The organism is Ruegeria sp. CI5 (genome assembly GCF_056536885.1).
The window spans coordinates 1-16182 of record NZ_JBQFQN010000009.1 but is presented as its reverse complement, the minus strand read 5'-3'; the positions used below and the strand labels follow the sequence as shown (position 1 = coordinate 16182).

Here is a 16182-nt window from a genome sequence, read left to right as displayed (position 1 = left end):
GTTCCTCTCACAACTTTTGAAACTCGGGCTCCAACGCGGCCAGCGCGTCGAGCGTGTTTGCCGGAAGGTGCGCATCCAGTTGGGGCAAGGCGGCCTGCATGGCGGCGGCGACGGGCTGATAATTCTCCCAACCTTTCAGAGGGTTCAGCCAGACGATCCTGCGCGCCTTGCGCCGGATCCTCGCCAGAGCCGCACCCAGCGCCTGCGGGTCAGAGCTGCAATAGCCATCCGAAAGGATCAGCACGATGGTGCGCCCATTCAGCGCCCGCGCACCGTATCCGTCCAGAAACCTTTCGAGACTGCCAGAGATGTCCGTGCCGCCGCCAAAACCTTCGGCCATCAGTGACAACCGGCCAGCGGCGCGCAAGGTGTCGTGGTCCCGCAACGCATCGGTGACCCGCATCAACCGCGTGTGAAACAGATAGGCATCCGCATCCGTGCCGCTGGCCACAAGGCCCTTGAGAAAGGCCAGAAATACCCGCGAATAGACGGTCATCGACCCGCTGACATCGCACAGCGCGACGATCCGCATCGGGCGAGGCAGTCGGGCACGGCGAAACAGCTCCAAAGGCTCGCCTCCGCGCGCAAGGCTCGCCCGCTGGATGCGACGCATGTCCAGCGCCGGACCCCGCCGCGCCTGTTTGCGCCTGCGCGAACGTCGATCCCGGATCGCCCGCGCCAGGGCGAGCGCCGCGGCTTCGGCCCGGCGCAGGGATTGCTCATCCATCAACTCGCGCAGATCCCGGCGTGACAGGTTGTCGGTCCGGGTTGCGATCAGCTTCCCGTCCGTTCCTTCTGCCTGTCCATCCCCGGAATCGGGGGTGCTGGCATCCTGCGCATCTGGGGAATCGTCAGCGGAATCTCCGCGATCTTCGGTCTGCCAGATCATCGGCTTGGCCGACTGGACCTTGACATGGGTGTTCTGTGCGACGCCGCTCCGCTGCTTGCCCGCGTTGAACCAATAGGCATCGAACAAATCGTCAAAGCGCCGCCAATCCTCGGCATCCCCGGACATCAGGGCACACAAGGCATCCCGCGCCTGCCCGACATCGGTGGCCTCGACCGAGGCCAGTGCGGCCAGCGCATCTCCGGTCTCACGCGGTCCGACCCGCAAACCGTTCCCGCGCAGATGCGCCACGAAACCCGCCATCCGATCGGCCAATCCATGCGCCCGCGATGGAAACCGTGTTACCTGCATCACGCGACCTTTCCGATCAGGCGATCCATAACCTCGGGCGGAACGGCATCATAGTCCGCAGCGGTCTTCAGCAGACAAACCAGTGTGGCCTGTACGGCCTCGGGCGATTGGGACAGATCGTTGACGCCAAGACCCGACAGGGCCGCGGCCCAGTCGAGCATCTCGGCAATGCCGGGTGTCTTTTCCAGATCTTCCTTGCGCAGGTTCTGAACCACTCCGATGATCTGCCGCGCCAACAGCCCTTCGACTTCGGGCATCCGTGCCCGCAGGATGGCCATTTCGGTCTCGCCGGACGGATAGTTCAAAAAGCTGTAAAGACACCGCCGCCGCAGCGCGTCCGAAAGATCGCGCGTGCCGTTTGCGGTCAGAATGACGATGGGTCGCGTTTTGGCGGAAATCGTCCCCAGTTCCGGGATCGTGATCTGAAAGTCCGACAGGATTTCAAGCAGGTAGGCCTCAAATTCTTCATCGGCCCGGTCAATCTCATCGATCAGCAGAACGGGCGGATCATCGGCGCTGATCGCCTCCAGCAACGGCCGCTTCAGCAGATAGTCGTCGGAAAACAGCTGGGCCTCGCTGGTTCCGCCGCGCGCCTCGGAGGCACGGATGGCCAGCAGCTGCCGCTGGTAGTTCCACTCATAGATCGCGTGACTGGCGTCCAATCCTTCGTAACACTGCAAGCGGATCAAACGGGTGTCGCGCCACGCCGCCAACGCCTTGGCCACTTCGGTCTTACCGACACCGGCCGGACCCTCCAGCAGCAGCGGTCGTCCCAGAGTCTGGGCCAAATGCAAAGCCATCGCCAACCGGTCGTCGGCAACATAGCCCTGCTGGGCCAAACCGTTCTGAACGTCACTCAGTGTCACACCAGGGTCCAATCTTCGTTTGACCAAAATATCCCGAGGGGGTCGGAGGGGGTCAGCACCCCCTCCGTTCGGTCGGACCGGGCCTCGCCGGTCCGAAACCGACTACCCGTGCATCCCCAAACCGTTGGCGATCTTCCAGATCCGCCAATGGTCATGCGGCATGTGGCTCTGAACCAGGCCAAAGGGCCGGAAGGCATCATGCACCGCATTCGAGAACGCCGGCACACCACCCACATTCGGGCTTTCGCCGACACCCTTCGCGCCGATCGGGTGATGCGGCGAGGGGGTCACCGTGTGATCGGTCGTGTAGTTGGGCGTTTCCCACGCGGTTGGCAGGAAGAAGTCCATCAGCGTGCCGGTCTTGACGTTGCCCATCTCATCATAGGCAATCTCTTGACCCATCGCGATGGCCAGCGCCTCGGTCACACCGCCATGAACCTGACCTTCGATGATCATCGGGTTGATCCGGGTTCCGCAATCGTCCAGCGCATAGAACTGCCGGACTTCCCATTCGCCGGTATCGACATCGATCTCCATGACACAGATATAGGCGCCGAACGGATAGGTCATGTTGGGCGGGTCATAGTAGCTGACGGCTTCTAGACCCGGCTCCAACCCCGGGATGGCTTGGTTGTAAGCGGCAAAGGCGATCTCTTTCATCGTCTTGAAACGCTCGGGCGCGCCTTTGACCGCGAACCGGTCCACGTCCCATTCGACATCGTCGTCGTGAACCTCAAGCAGATAGGCCGCGATCATCTGCGCCTTGGCGCGGATCTTGCGTGCAGCCATGGCTGTTGCAGCCCCAGCAACCGGCGTGGACCGAGAGCCATAGGTGCCCAAGCCATAGGGCGCGGTGTCGGTGTCTCCTTCCTCCAGCGTGATGTCGTCGGCTGGAAGACCGATCTCGCTGGCGATGATCTGGGCAAAGGTCGTGGCGTGACCCTGGCCCTGTGAGATCGTCCCCAGCCGCGCGATGGCTGACCCGGTCGGGTGGATGCGGATTTCGCAGCTGTCGAACATCCCCAAGCCCAGAATATCGCAGTTCTTCACAGGCCCTGCCCCGACGATTTCGGTAAAATGCGTCAGACCAATCCCCAGAAGCTTGCGCGTCTTGCCGGCCTTGAAGTCCTCGACCCGCTGTGCCTGTTCGGCACGCAGATCCTCGTATCCAACCGCAGCCAGCGCCTTGTCCCAGGCGGTGTGGTAATCGCCCGAGTCATATTCCCATCCCAGCGCGGACTGATAGGGGAACTGGTCGGCCTTGATGAAATTGATCCGGCGCAGCTCGGCCGCGTCCATGTTCAACTTGATTGCCAGAACCTCGATCATCCGCTCGATGAAATAGGCGGCCTCGGTCACGCGGAAGGAACAGCGATAGGCCACACCCCCCGGAGCCTTGTTGGTGTAGACGCCGTCCACGGCCAGATAGGCGGTCGGGATGTCGTAGGACCCGGTGCAGATGTTCATGAACCCGGCCGGGAACTTGGTCGGGTCGGCGCAGGCGTCGAACCCACCGTGGTCCGCGGTTGTATGACACCACAGGCCCGTGATCTTGCCGTCTTTGGTGGCGGCGATCTTGCCCTGCATCCAGTAGTCGCGGGCAAAGGCGGTGGACATCAGGTTTTCCATCCGGTTCTCGACCCATTTCACCGGCTGACCGGTGACGATCGAGGCCACGACCGAACAGACATAACCCGCATAAGCGCCCACCTTGTTGCCGAAACCGCCACCGATATCGGGGCTGATCACCCGGATATTGTGCTCGGCCAGGCCCGAAATCAGGGACACGACGGTGCGGATCGCATGCGGCGCCTGGAAGGTGCCGTACAGCGTCAGCTTGCCGGTCACCTTGTCCATGCTGGCCACGCAGCCGCAGGTCTCAAGCGGACAGGGATGGGTGCGGTGGTAGTAGACCATTTCCTCGGCCACCACATCGGCTTCGGCCAGAACGGCTTCAGTCGCGTCCTTGTCGCCCTGTTCCCAGGTGAAGATGTGGTTGTGATGCTTGCGCGGGCCGTGGGCGCCTTCGGTCTGACCTTCCAGATCCTCACGCAGCACCACGTCGGATTTCAGCGCCTCGAACGGGTCGGTAATAACCGGCAATTCCTCGTATTCGACTTCCACCAGTTCGACGGCATCCGCGGCAACATAGCGGTCTTCAGCAACTACATAGGCCACCTCCTGGCCCTGGAACAGCACCTTGCCGTCGGCCAGCACCATCTGCTTGTCGCCAGCAAGCGTGGGCATCCAGTGCAGACCCAGCGGCGCCAAGTCCTCGGCCGTCAGAACGGCCACGACACCTGGCACGGCCAGAGCGGCCTCTTTGTTGACGCTGACAACCCGGGCATGGGCATAGGGTGAACGGACAAAGGCGCCGAACAGCATTCCGTCCAGCTTGATGTCATCGACGTAGTTGCCCTTGCCTTGGGTAAAGCGCACGTCCTCGACGCGTTTGCGCGAGCTGCCCATCCCCTTGAGGTTGGCGGCGCGTTCTTCGGGGGTCATGGTCTGGTCGTTCATTCCGCGGCCTCCTTCTGCGCGTTCAGCATGTCAGCCGAGGCCGAGATCGCCTTGACGATGTTCTGGTACCCGGTGCAGCGGCAGAGATTGCCGGCCATGCCAAAGCGGATTTCTTCTTCGGTCGGGTTGGGGTTTTCCTGCAGCAGGCGATGCGCGCGGGTGATCATGCCCGGCGTACAGAAACCGCACTGAAGCCCGTGATGCTCGCGGAACATTTCCTGCAGCACACCAAGGCTGCCGTCGTCGTTGGTCAGCCCTTCGACGGTCGTGATATCGGCCCCGTTCACCTGCGCCACGAAGGTTGTGCAGGATTTGACGGATTTGCCGTCGATATCCACCGTACAGGCTCCGCAGTGGCTGGTTTCGCAACCGATATGCGGGCCGGTGATTTTCAGATCTTCCCGCAGGAAGTGGATCAGCAACGTGCGCGGCTCGGCCAGGCCTTCGACCTGCTTGCCGTTCACGGTGAGTTTGACATGCATCTTCGACATCTGTGTTCCTCCCCTCAGCCCGCGCGGCTCTGCGCACGGTCGATGGCGCGGCGCAGCATCACCGCGGCCACGTGTTTCTTGAATTCGACGGGTCCGCGGTTGTCGGCCACCGGGTCGATCGCCTCGAGCATCGCGGCCACGCAGCCGTCGACATCGCCCGAAGCCAATGCCGCGCTGGCCGCGTCAGACCAGACGGGCGTGTCGGACAGGTTGGTCATCGCCACCGATGCCTGACCGTTGCCAACCATCACTGCGGCGGCCGCGGTTGCGTAGTCGCCGATCTTGCGTTTCTGCTTTTCATAGGCCTGCCCGATACCGGGGCCGGGAACAGGGATGGAAATCCGCGTCAGGATCTCCTCGTCCTCGCGGGCGGTGAAATAGGCCGCCTCGTAGAAATCGCGGGCCGGGACGCTGCGGGTGCCGTCAGGGCCGGACAGTTCGAACGCCGCGTTCAGGCACTGCATCAGACCCGGCATGTCATTGCCCGGATCCCCGTTGGCCACGTTCCCGCCGACCGTACCCATGTACCGCACCTGCGGATCCGCGATCTGCAGCGCCGCTTCGCGGATCAACGGGATCGCGTCGGCCAGACCGTCGTGAGTGATCAACTCGTGCTGCGTGACCATCGCGCCCAGGGTCACGGTATTTGACCCGACCTCGATGCCTTTGAGTTCCTCGATGGCCTGCAGGTCGACCAGATGGCCCATCTCGGCCATGCGCAGCTTCATCATCGGGATCAGACTGTGCCCGCCTGCGATCACGCGCGCTTCGTCCCCGAGTTCCTGCAGAATGCCGATGGCCGAGGCGACGTCGCCTGGCCGGTGATACTCGAAACCGGCTGGTATCATGTTTTCCTCCCTTGGCCCGTTCACGTCGGGGCCTTGGGATTAAGCAAAGTCCTGAGGGCGTGCGCAGGCTATCGCGCAGGAACGGGGGGCGCGGGTTGTTTCACGAAATGCGAATGGGCTGCACGAGTTGCGATCAGAGGCCCAGCGCCTCGCGGATGTCCGTCAGGCGGGATCGGCTGACCGGCACCTTGCTGAGCGCATCGACCTGGTCGAAATAACAGGTGCCGTTGTCCTTGTGCCGCTCAAACCGGGAAACGTGTCTGGGGTTCACGAGGTAACTTCGGTGGGACCGCAAAAAGCCGTCTGGTTTCAGGCGGGTTTCAGCCTCGGTGATCGACCAAGGGCAGAACAGTTTCTCGGCGCCCATGTACAAAACGGTGTAGTGCCCCTCGGCCCGAATGGCGGCGATGCGCGCTGGTTCGGTGAAAAAGGTCTGGCCCTCGCGCTCGAACGGGACGCCTGCGCGCAGAGCCGGTTCCGGCTGCGGCGCTTCGGCCGCTGGCTCGGGCCCGATAAAGGTGATCCCGGTCAGCAGGAATGCCCCGCAAATCAGGAACACCGCAACGGTCACCCCCATCGCAAGAACCTGATTGTTCAAAGCCGGGCCTGCGCCACCTGCATTGTCACTGGCGGTAAAATCGGTCAGGCCCGTGGCGACGAAGTGCATGGTGAACACGGCCAGGCCAAAACACACCGTGCCCAGCAGGATATTGCGCTGGGTGCGATTGTCGTAGGCAACCCAGATCGCCAGCACTGACAGCAACACCGAAGCCACGGTCGCGATCGCAACGTCCGATGCGGTGTAGACGGGGCGGCACAGCTCCATCCCGGCCATGCCGATATAGTGCATCACCACGATACCAAGACCCACGATCACACCCGCGCCGACAATCGTGCCCGGGCTACGCGCGCGGAAATGCAACAGCAGCAGCGCCAGCCCGACCATCAGAATGGCAACCAGGGCCGAGATCAGAGTGATCAACGCGTCATAGTAAAACAGGATCGGCAGTTGCAGGCCCAGCATGGCCACGAAATGCATCGACCAGATGCCGCCGCCCAGAATGACCGCAGCCAGGGCGACGACGAACTTCCGCCTCTGGTCATCCAGCTTTGAAGCACCATGCGTCAGATACAGGCCGGTGAAACCGGCCATGAGTGCGACGGCCAACGAGGCCGCTACGAGCCAAGCGTTATGCGAGTAATCCAGCATTTCGGTTTGCACGCCCTCCCCGACGCGAGAGTGACGTTAGCAAAGCGAAGTGTCTGGGACAATCGGCAGGCGGACCCTGCAGGTCACGGGCCGGCAAACGATCCGCCGCCCGACCATTTCGGCGGGCGGCGGACAGGCAGATCAATCGCTGATCGCGCCTTCTTCGTCACGACGCTGGTGCATCTTGGCCTTGACCCGGGCGCCCACGATCAGGGGCAGGACAAAGCCGATGATCGCGATCGCCCACAACCCGATGGACAGCGGGCTGTCGATCAGGGTCCACCAGTTGCCATTGTCGATGGTCACGGCGCGACGCAGGTTGTTCTCCATCGCGTTGCCCAGCAGGGTACCCAGAATGATCGGCACCAGCGGCACGTCCAGCTTGCGCAGGACCCAGCCCATCACGCCGAACCCGATCATCACCAGCAGGTCAAAGCTGGACCCGGAAATGCCGTAGATGCCGACAAAGCTGACCATGGCCACGATCGGCATCAGGATGCGCGACGGGATCATCAGCACGCGGGTGAACAGGCCCACCATTGGGATGTTCATGGCCAGCAGCATGAAGTTGGCGATGAACAGCGCCGCGATCAGGCCCCAAACCACATCCGGATTCTGGGTGAACAACAGCGGCCCGGGCGTGATGTTCAGCGCCAGCAACACCGCCAGCAGTACCGCCGTGGTACCCGACCCCGGAACGCCCAGCGCCAGCATCGGTACCAATGCGCCTCCGGCGGCGGCGTTGTTGCCAGCCTCGGGCGCGGCCACGCCGCGCGGATCACCGGTGCCAAAGGTGTTTTTCTTGTCCACCAGCCGCTTTTCCATCGAGTACGAAATGAACGACCCCAGTGATGCCCCGGCCCCGGGAAGAACCCCGGCGATGAAGCCCAGGAACGAGGTGCGCAGCATCGTCGGCGTGCAGCTCTTGATCATCGACATCGGAGGGTAGAGCTTGCCGATTTTCAGCTTGCTGCCCTCGGCGTCAGACCCGCCATGCCGGTGTTCGAGGAAAATGAATACCTCGGACAGGGCAAACAGCCCGACGATGGCCACCAGGAAATCGATCCCGTCGTACAGATGCACTTCGCCATAGGTAAAGCGCGGCACGCCCGTTTGGGTATCAACGCCGATGGTCGCCAGTCCAAGCCCCAGCGCGGCGGCAAAAGCCGATTTGGCCTGGTTGGTCGACGACACACCGCCCAGCGTCATGAACGCCAGCGCAAAAAGGGCAAAATATTCGGCCGGGCCGAACAGCAGTGCCACTTTGACCAGCTGAGGCGCCAGCAGGATCAGACCCCAGGTCGCCAGGAACGCGCCGACAAACGAGGCGATACCCGACAGCGAAAGAGCCTCACCCGCCAGGCCTTTTTTGGCCATGGGATGCCCATCCAGACAGGTCATCATCGCAGGCTCGTCGCCGGGGATGTTCAGCAGGATCGACGAGATCCGCCCCCCGTACATCGCCCCGTAATAGACACTGGTCAGCAGGATCAGCGACGGTGTCGCGCCCAGCCCCAGCGTGAAGGCCAGCGGGATTAGGATGGCCACGCCGTTCGACGGGCCAAGGCCCGGCAGCGCGCCCATGACCGTACCCAGAAAGCAGCCCAGAAGGGCCAACATCAGGTTCTGCCAAGTCAGCGCGATGGCGAACCCATCGGCCAAGGATGCAAAAGTTTCCATGATCGCCCCCTAGAAACCCAGCGGCCCTTTGGCCAGCGACAGGCCCAGAACCAGGTGGAAAATGACGTAGATGCCAACCGAGGTACCCACGCCGACCAGAACGCTTTCGATCGGGCCGGACCCCAATCGCCAGGCCAGGTAGGCCGCGGCAAAGGCCGTTGCGATGACGAAGCCCAGCTCGGGCAGCAATTCGGCATACAGGATCATGACCACCACCGCGGCGGCGATCTCGACCAGACGGCCAAGGGCCGGCCACTCCGGCTCGGCGTCCGGGCGTAGGGCGATCACCGCGCTGGACACGCCCAGAATGGCGGCGATGATCAAAGGAAAGGCCTTGGGCCCAACGGCATCGGACAGAAAGCTTTCTTCGATCGCCAGCGCGGATATCGCGAAACCAATGGCAAGAAGAAGTCCGACAACCCCGAAGATGCGGTCACTCATCGGTGTCTCCTGTTGTTCGGGAAAAAAGAGTGCGGGCGCCACGCTGTCGCGGCACCCGCCTGCACGTGAGTGGTGCGGTTACTTGATGATCCCGATCTCTTTCGAGATGGTCTGGATCTGACCGACGGACTCGGCAACGAAGTTCTGGAAGTCCTCGCCCTGCAGGTCCAGCGGAGCCAGACCGTTGGCGGCCATCACTTCTTTCCACTCGTCCGACGCATACAGGTCACCGATTTTTGCGACCCAGTCGTTGTAGGCCTCGTCCGACATGCCGCCCGGAGCGTAGAAACCGCGCCAGTTGGCGCCGATGGCATCCACACCCTGTTCCTTGGCGGTCGGGAAGTCAGCGAATTCACCGGGCAGACGCTCGGGCGCCAGAACCGCGATCACTTTGATGTCGCCGGAATCCACGAAACCCTTGGCTTCGGAAATGTCACCGGTAAAGGCCTGGACCGAGCCGGCCAGCAGCTGGGTCACCGCCTCGCCGCCACCGTCAAAGGCGATGTACTTGACCGCGCGGACATCGTCGATGCCATAGGCGTTGGCCGCGATCAGCACCTTCAGGTGGTCCCAGCCGCCCACGGCCGAACCGCCCGCAACCGAAACCGAAGCCGGGTCGGCTTTGATCTGGTCCAGCAGCTCGGGCAGGGTGTTGACGGGGCTATCGGCAGCCACGGCGATCACGCCATAGTCGGCGCCGATCGCGGCCAGCCAGCGGACCTGATCCATGGTGTTGCCCGGATAGGCGCCCTGGGCCAGACGGGTTGCGGTTGCGGCACTTGCGGCGACAATCAGGTTGTTGTCGTCATTGCGCTTGTTCACCACCTCGGCAAAGGCCACGCCACCGCCGCCACCGGCCAGGTTCACGACCTGCATGGTCTGGTCGATCAGGCCCAGATCCTGCAGCGACTTGCCCACCTGACGGCAGGTGAAATCCCAACCACCACCGGGGTTTGCCGGTGCAATACATTCCTGAGCGCTGGCGGCAAAGCCGGTCAGGGCGAATACGGCAGCGGCTACGACGCCGCCGGTTCCAAACAGTTTCATTTGGTTCTCCTCCTAGGGTCTTCTTGGCCTGCTGTTACGCAGACGAAACCGGTCCCTGCAGGGAGTCGGGCGCGCAGCCCTTCCTTGCAGGTTGATTTTCTTTAACGAATAATGCTGTCACGAACCTGTCATGTTGCGACGGGCGTTCGGGGGGACAATGCGCGTATTGATGATCGAGGATGCCGAGGATCTGGCCGAGGGCGTCGTGGCCCATCTGGGCCGGTCCGGTGTCGTCTGCGATCTGGCGACCTCGGTCGAGGCCGCGCGCGATTTCCGCGCGGTCCAAGGCTATGACGCGATCCTGCTGGACATCAACCTGCCCGACGGGTCGGGCCTGGGCTTTCTGGACGAAATCCGTGGCGGTGGCGACCGCATTCCGGTCTTGATGCTGACCGCGCTGACCGCGGTCGAGGACCGGGTCGCCGCGCTGGACAAAGGGGCCGACGATTATCTGGGCAAACCCTTCGACCAGCGCGAACTCGAGGCGCGGCTGCGCGCGCTGGTGCGCCGCGACGCCGACCGCAAGAGCGAGCAGATCACGCTGGGCCCGCTGGTCTATGCCCCCAAGGACCGCAGCGCCACGCTGGGCGGCAAACGCCTGAACCTGACCGCGCGCGAGGCTGCCGTGCTGGACGCCCTGATCCGGCACGAGGGGCAGTTCCTGTCCAAGGCGCGGCTGTACGACTCGCTTTACGGATTCGAGGATGCCGATGTGGGCGTGAACGCAATCGAGCTTTATATCGCCCGGCTGCGCAAGAAATTCTCGGGCAGCGGTGTGACCATCACAACCCAGCGCGGGGTCGGATACCGGATCGGCCTGCATGGTTAGGCCGCCCCTGCCCCACAGCCTGACCGCCCGGGTGCTGAGCGCGGTGATGCTGATCCTTGTTCTCGGCGGCGTGCTGGTCGGCCTGTCGATCTGGGCCAACGGCCGGCTGGCGGCCCGTCAGGCCTATGACCGGCTGCTGCTGGGGGCGGCCAGCGACATCGCCGAATCCGTGCGCATCCAGGACGGCCAGCCCATCGTCGACCTGCCGGTTTCGGCGTTTGAGCTGCTGGCCCAGGCCCCGGATGACCGGATCTATTACGCGGTGCGCGGGCCCGACGGGCGCTTCATCACCGGGCTGGACCCGGACACGGTGATCGCGCCCCCGCAGCCCGTCAGCCAAGCGGCCCAGTATTTCGCGGCCGACTTGAACGGGGAACCGGCCCGGTTCGTCCGACTGCCCCGCCTGTTCGCCGAGCGGGACTTTTCCGGCGAAGTCGAAATCGTGGTCGGGCAGACCTTGCTGGCGCGGCGCGCGATGACCGCCGGGCTGATGCTGGATGCCCTGCTGCCGATGGCGGTGGCGGGCGCGTTGCTGCTGATCATGTCCTGGTTCGTCACCCGTTCTGCGCTGCGCCCGCTCGAGGCGATGTCGGACGACCTGATCCGCCGCGACCCCTACGACCTGACGCCGGTGGCCAGCGACGGGCTGCCGCGCGAATTGCAGGTCATGATCGCGGCGATGAACCGGTTCATGGGGCGGCTGGACCGGCAGGTTCTGTCGATGCGCAACCTGATCGCCGATACCGCGCATCAGTTGCGCACCCCGGTCGCCGCCATCCGGGTGCAGGCCGAGATCGCGCAGGCGGATCCCGACAGCCCCGCCGGGCGCCGCGCGCTGAACCGGCTGCTGACCCGTACGCGGTCGCTCGGGAAACTTCTGGATCAGCTTTTGTCGCGCGCGATGGTCATCCACCGCATCGACAGCGCCCCGCGCCTGCCGGTCGATCTGCGCGAAGTGGCGCTTGAGGCGTTGGAGCAGAGCGACCACGAGGTGATCGCCCCAGGTGTCGAGGTGCATCTGAAAATCGGGGAAGACCCGGTCTGGGTGCGGGGCGATGCGTTTTCGCTGGGCGAGGCCACCAAGAACCTGCTGGGCAACGCGCTGCGCCATGGCAAGGCCCCGGTCAGCATCGGCGCCAGCCTGGACGGTGGCCGGGCCGTTCTGTGGGTGCGCGACAGCGGCCCGGGGCCGGAAACGTCGGTCTCTGCCCGGCTGGGCGACCGGTTCAACCGCAACGCAGGCTCGGGCGAGGACAGCAGCGGGCTGGGCCTGTCGATCGTCAAATCCACCGCCGAAGCCTTTGACGGCACCGTCGAGATGACCCGCACCGATGACGGGTTTCGCGTATCGCTAAACTTTCCAGCCGCAACCGAAGGAACAGGCGCATGATACGGTATTTGATCCCGCTGGCCCTGTGCCTGCTGATGCCTGCTACCCGCACACCTGCGCAGGAGGCAGTGACCGAATTCGGCACCGGACCCACCCCCCTGCTGGTGCGCTCGACCACGGATATCGGCATTATCCGCCCGGTGATGGAGCAGTTCGCGGCGCAAAACCCCGACCTGACCATCACCTATGAACAATGGGGCTCGAACGCGCTGTTCCAGCACAGCAAGACGGCCTGCAAGACCGGCGACAGCCCGGCCGATGCGGTGTTTTCCTCGGCCGTTCAGCAGATGGTCTGGTTGGTCAATGCCGCCTGCGCCCACCGCTACAGCTCGGCCCTGACGCAGGCGCTGCCCCCGGCCCGGCGCTGGCGGGACGAGCTGTGGGGTATCACCACCGAACCTGCCGTCATCGTCTACAACAAGGACCGTCTGGACGATCTGGAGGTGCCGCGCAGCCGCTTTGCCCTGCTGGACGCGATGCGTACTCGCCCCGACCTGCTGCGCGGCCGGGTGGCGACCTATGACATCGCGGCCTCGGGGCTGGGGTATCTGTTTGCCTATGGCGACAGTCTCGAGGCGACCACCTTCGGGTCATTGATCGAAGGTTTCGCGCGCATAGATGCCATCGCCACCTGTTGTTCCGCCGAGATCATTCGCGACGTTGCCGAGGGCCGGTTCCTGATCGCCTACAACGTGCTTGGCTCATATGTAGCGAATGCCCAGGACCCGGCAGTTGGGGTGATCTTGCCTGAGGACTACACTCTCGTTCTGTCCCGCGCCTTTCTGATCCCGAAGAATGCAGGCAACAGTGCCGATGCAGCCCGTTTGCTGGATTTCCTGCTCTCTGCACAGGCACAGGACTTGCTCGCAACCTCGGGGCTTGTGTCCCGGATGGACTCGGCCGAGACCGGACTGACGCCCAGCGCACGACGGTTCATCCCCCTGTCGCCCGCCCTTCTGGTGGCCAGCGACCCGAACCGCCGGGCAGAGTTGTTCAAACTGTGGAACGACGCGTTCGAGGTCGAAACCGCCCGCTAGGCCGGTTTCGGTCCGGCGTCTTCGGTCTCAGGCTCTTCGGGGGCCTGATCAGCCATGCTGGCGTCGACAATCTCGGGCTCGGGGATATCCTCGATCTCGGCGTCCTCGGCCATATCCGAGCGGTCTTCCAACGCCCCCACGATCAGAGGAAGCATGTGAACACCCGTCGCCGTGGCGATCTCGGGGGTTTTGGGCGTCTGCCAGCTGAGCGTGTCAAAGCTGTGACAGTTGGGGCAGACCGGCGCCCATTCAGCCTGGATGTCATGGCAGTTGTCGCAAACCCATTGCGGCCCGCGCGGCGCATTCAACGCTTTGGCCAGCCAGCCCTGTACCACCGCGTCCGAGGCCCCTTCGCCGCGCTCGATGGCGGCCATCAGGGTATAGGCTCGGGCATCGGCACCTTTCTCGACCACATCGCCAAGCGCCCGGCGGGCCTCGGGAAAGTCTTCGGCGACGATGTTCAGCTCGGCCAAAATCAGGCGGGTTTCCAGATGCTCGGGATGGATGCGCGTCAATGCCGTAAAGCGCTTGACCCGTTCCTCGGCGGTTTCGTCGGGCACGATCTCGGCAAAGGCATGGGCCAGATCCGGATGCGGCTGCGCCTCCCATGCCTTTTTGAGAATCTTTGTCGCGGCGCGCGGCTTACCCTTGGCGATGTAGGCCCGTGCGGCCATGGCTGCCGCCGGCACCAGGTCGGGTGAGAGGCGGTTCGCCTCGATCGCGCGCTCCTGCTGTTCGACACTGGCGGTTTCGTCCAGAATTCCCTTGGCCTCGGACAGGGCCAGAACAGCGTCGCGTCGCTTGTACACATCACGCGGCAGCGCGCCGGACTTCAACTTGGCGGTCAGGGTCGACCGTGCGCCGGCCCAGTCCTGCGCCTTGGTCTGCAGTTTCAGAAGCACATCCTGCGTTTCCTGATGCCGCGGCTTCAGCGCCAGTGCCTTTTCGGCGAGTTTGCGCGCGGTTTCATCGTCGCCCTCGGCCAACTTCTGTTTCATGATTCCGCGCACGCCGACGAAACGTGTGGCCTGATCCGTCACCAGTTTCTTGTAGGTTTCCGAGGCCTTCTTAGTGTCACCGACCATTTCGGCCGCCTGGGCCACCAGAAGGTTGGTCAGCTCCGGCTTGTTCAGCAGCCGTTCTGCCTTGTGCGCCATCGTCATGGCCGTCCGCCCCTCGCCCGAGGCCAGCGCCATCAACCCGTCAGCCAGCGCCTGATAACCCCGTTTCTCGCGGCTGCGGTCGAAATAGCGCGAAAGGGCAGTTTCATCACCGTTGAGGAATTTCAGGGTCGCAATCAGCAGGTTGAGCAGCTTGAAGAACAGCCAAACCGCCAGAACCAGCAGGCCCAGCGCGATCACCGACTGCAGCGGGCTGAGCGTGACTTCGGTTCCCATCGCGGTGATCTGGATGCCACCGCTGGTTTCCATCAGAACGCCTGCCCCCATGGCCAGAAGGCCGACGATCGCGACAAAAACCAGGATCTTCAACAATGACCAGAGCATGGCAGGCCCCTCAGTTCGAGTTCACGCTTGTCACAAGCGCATTGGCGGCTTCGACCGCGGATTGGCGGGTTTTGGCAGCCGCGATCCATTCGGCCATTGCTGGCTGCGCCGCTTCCGGAAGCGCGCCCAGCTCGGTCAAGGCCGTGCCAATGTCACCTTTGCCCAACGCGGCCTCTGCTCGTGACAGGATGGCGTCGGGATCATTGCCATCTTTTGGCGAAACGGACCGGGCGCCGGTCTGCCGCTGAAGAAAGGCGACAAGGCCCGTTCCCTTGTCGGCTTCGCGCGCATCTGCCAGCGCAGTTCGGGCGGCAGGCGCAAAACTCTCGCGCAGATCCGTCAGTGTCGGCACACCTTCGCCAGCCGGAGCGGACAGGGCTTCCGGCACCTGCACGCCGCCGGTCTGCAACTGGGCCACCAGATCGGCATAGGGTGCGCCGGCATCCAATTGACCCTGAATCTTGGACAGCACGGCCAGGTTCTCTGCCGCCTGTGCCCGGGCCTGGGCCTGTGCGTCCAGGGTTTGCGCTTCGGCGACCATCTTTTCGACTTCGGCACGCTGGGCGGCCAGCGACTCCTGCAGCTTCTTCAGCTCGGCCTCGACGGCCGCAACGGTTTCGGGCGAGGCGGCGTCGGTCAACGGACGTGCCTCAAGCTGTGCGACGCGTTGCGCCAAGGGGTCGAGCTTGCCGGACAGATCGTCGACATTGGATTTGAGCGCGCCAAGATCGCTTTCGATCGGCGTCAGCTTGGCGCTCAGCGCCGCGATTTCAGCGGACGGGTCGGGAACTTCAGACAATTGCTTGCTCAGGTCAGCCAGTTGCTGAGCCTGGTCGGACACCTTGGTCTCAAGCGCTGCAATCGCCTCGGACGGATCGGACCCTGCCGGCCAAAGCAGATCGCTGCGTCCGGCGGCGAACCCCAGCGCCGCCGCGATGACGCCACCGATCAGCGCCGGTATGAACCCGCTTCGCTTGGCCTCAGGTTGCTGATCGGTTGCCGTAGCCCGTTCGGCTTCGGCTTCGGCTTCGGCTTCGGCTTCGGCTTCGGCTTCGGCTTCGGCTTCGGCTTCGGCTTCGGCTTCGGCTTCGGCTTCGGCTTCGGCTTCGGCTTCGGCTTC

The 16182-nt window shown here is 63.8% G+C and carries 14 protein-coding genes; 3 read left to right on the top strand and 11 right to left on the bottom strand.

Going from position 1 to position 16182, the window contains the following annotated elements:
* Positions 1 to 7: 7 nt before the first annotated feature.
* The 9 genes from ACR0BA_RS18145 to ACR0BA_RS18105 form a co-directional block, all read right to left on the bottom strand.
* Complete coding sequence (locus ACR0BA_RS18145; RefSeq protein WP_480729340.1) at positions 8 to 1198, bottom strand: vWA domain-containing protein; 1191 nt, start codon at positions 1196 to 1198, stop codon at positions 8 to 10.
* A complete protein-coding gene (locus ACR0BA_RS18140) occupies positions 1198 to 1998 on the bottom strand; it encodes an AAA family ATPase (protein WP_244952329.1) in 801 nt (266 codons plus the stop codon). Before ACR0BA_RS18140 ends, ACR0BA_RS18145 begins: the two co-directional genes overlap by 1 nt.
* A gap of 168 nt (positions 1999 to 2166) precedes the next feature.
* A complete protein-coding gene (locus ACR0BA_RS18135; protein ID WP_480729299.1) occupies positions 2167 to 4584 on the bottom strand; it encodes an aerobic carbon-monoxide dehydrogenase large subunit in 2418 nt (805 codons plus the stop codon).
* Positions 4581 to 5075: a (2Fe-2S)-binding protein gene (locus tag ACR0BA_RS18130; RefSeq protein WP_093963851.1), complete on the bottom strand. Its 495-nt coding sequence runs from the start codon at positions 5073 to 5075 to the stop codon at positions 4581 to 4583. Before ACR0BA_RS18130 ends, ACR0BA_RS18135 begins: the two co-directional genes overlap by 4 nt.
* A gap of 14 nt (positions 5076 to 5089) precedes the next feature.
* On the bottom strand, positions 5090 to 5923 hold the full coding sequence (locus ACR0BA_RS18125) for an FAD binding domain-containing protein (RefSeq protein WP_480729298.1): 834 nt from the start codon (positions 5921 to 5923) through the stop codon (positions 5090 to 5092).
* Between the two features lie 133 nt (positions 5924 to 6056).
* Positions 6057 to 7133, bottom strand: a complete 1077-nt coding sequence (locus tag ACR0BA_RS18120) for an MHYT domain-containing protein (RefSeq protein WP_480729338.1) — start codon at positions 7131 to 7133, stop codon at positions 6057 to 6059.
* Positions 7134 to 7274: 141 nt separating this feature from the next.
* Positions 7275 to 8813, bottom strand: coding sequence for a tripartite tricarboxylate transporter permease (locus tag ACR0BA_RS18115; protein WP_170361033.1), 1539 nt, complete (start codon positions 8811 to 8813; stop codon positions 7275 to 7277).
* A 9-nt stretch (positions 8814 to 8822) separates the two neighbouring features.
* A complete protein-coding gene (locus tag ACR0BA_RS18110) occupies positions 8823 to 9254 on the bottom strand; it encodes a tripartite tricarboxylate transporter TctB family protein (protein ID WP_170340610.1) in 432 nt (143 codons plus the stop codon).
* Between the two features lie 78 nt (positions 9255 to 9332).
* Positions 9333 to 10301 carry a Bug family tripartite tricarboxylate transporter substrate binding protein gene (locus ACR0BA_RS18105; protein WP_093963854.1) on the bottom strand — a complete coding sequence of 323 codons (969 nt, stop codon included), beginning with the start codon at positions 10299 to 10301 and terminating at the stop codon, positions 9333 to 9335.
* A gap of 157 nt (positions 10302 to 10458) precedes the next feature.
* Between ACR0BA_RS18105 and ACR0BA_RS18100 the strand changes: the two genes are divergently transcribed.
* From ACR0BA_RS18100 to ACR0BA_RS18090, 3 genes are read left to right on the top strand one after another with little or no spacing between them, the layout of a single operon-like run.
* Positions 10459 to 11130: a response regulator transcription factor gene (locus ACR0BA_RS18100; protein ID WP_170340612.1), complete on the top strand. Its 672-nt coding sequence runs from the start codon at positions 10459 to 10461 to the stop codon at positions 11128 to 11130.
* Entirely contained in the window at positions 11123 to 12520 is a 1398-nt protein-coding gene (locus ACR0BA_RS18095; protein ID WP_480729296.1) for a sensor histidine kinase N-terminal domain-containing protein, read from the top strand. The genes ACR0BA_RS18100 and ACR0BA_RS18095 overlap by 8 nt, the downstream gene beginning before the upstream one ends.
* Positions 12517 to 13557 carry an ABC transporter substrate-binding protein gene (locus ACR0BA_RS18090; RefSeq protein WP_480729295.1) on the top strand — a complete coding sequence of 347 codons (1041 nt, stop codon included), beginning with the start codon at positions 12517 to 12519 and terminating at the stop codon, positions 13555 to 13557. Before ACR0BA_RS18095 ends, ACR0BA_RS18090 begins: the two co-directional genes overlap by 4 nt.
* Here the strand turns inward: ACR0BA_RS18090 and ACR0BA_RS18085 are convergent.
* On the bottom strand, positions 13554 to 15062 hold the full coding sequence (locus ACR0BA_RS18085; RefSeq protein WP_170510682.1) for a heme biosynthesis protein HemY: 1509 nt from the start codon (positions 15060 to 15062) through the stop codon (positions 13554 to 13556). The two genes, ACR0BA_RS18090 and ACR0BA_RS18085, sit on opposite strands and share 4 nt — an antisense overlap.
* Before the next feature lie 10 nt (positions 15063 to 15072).
* Positions 15073 to 16182: COG4223 family protein (locus tag ACR0BA_RS18080; RefSeq protein WP_480729293.1), on the bottom strand; the 1110-nt coding region annotated here is incomplete at its 5' end.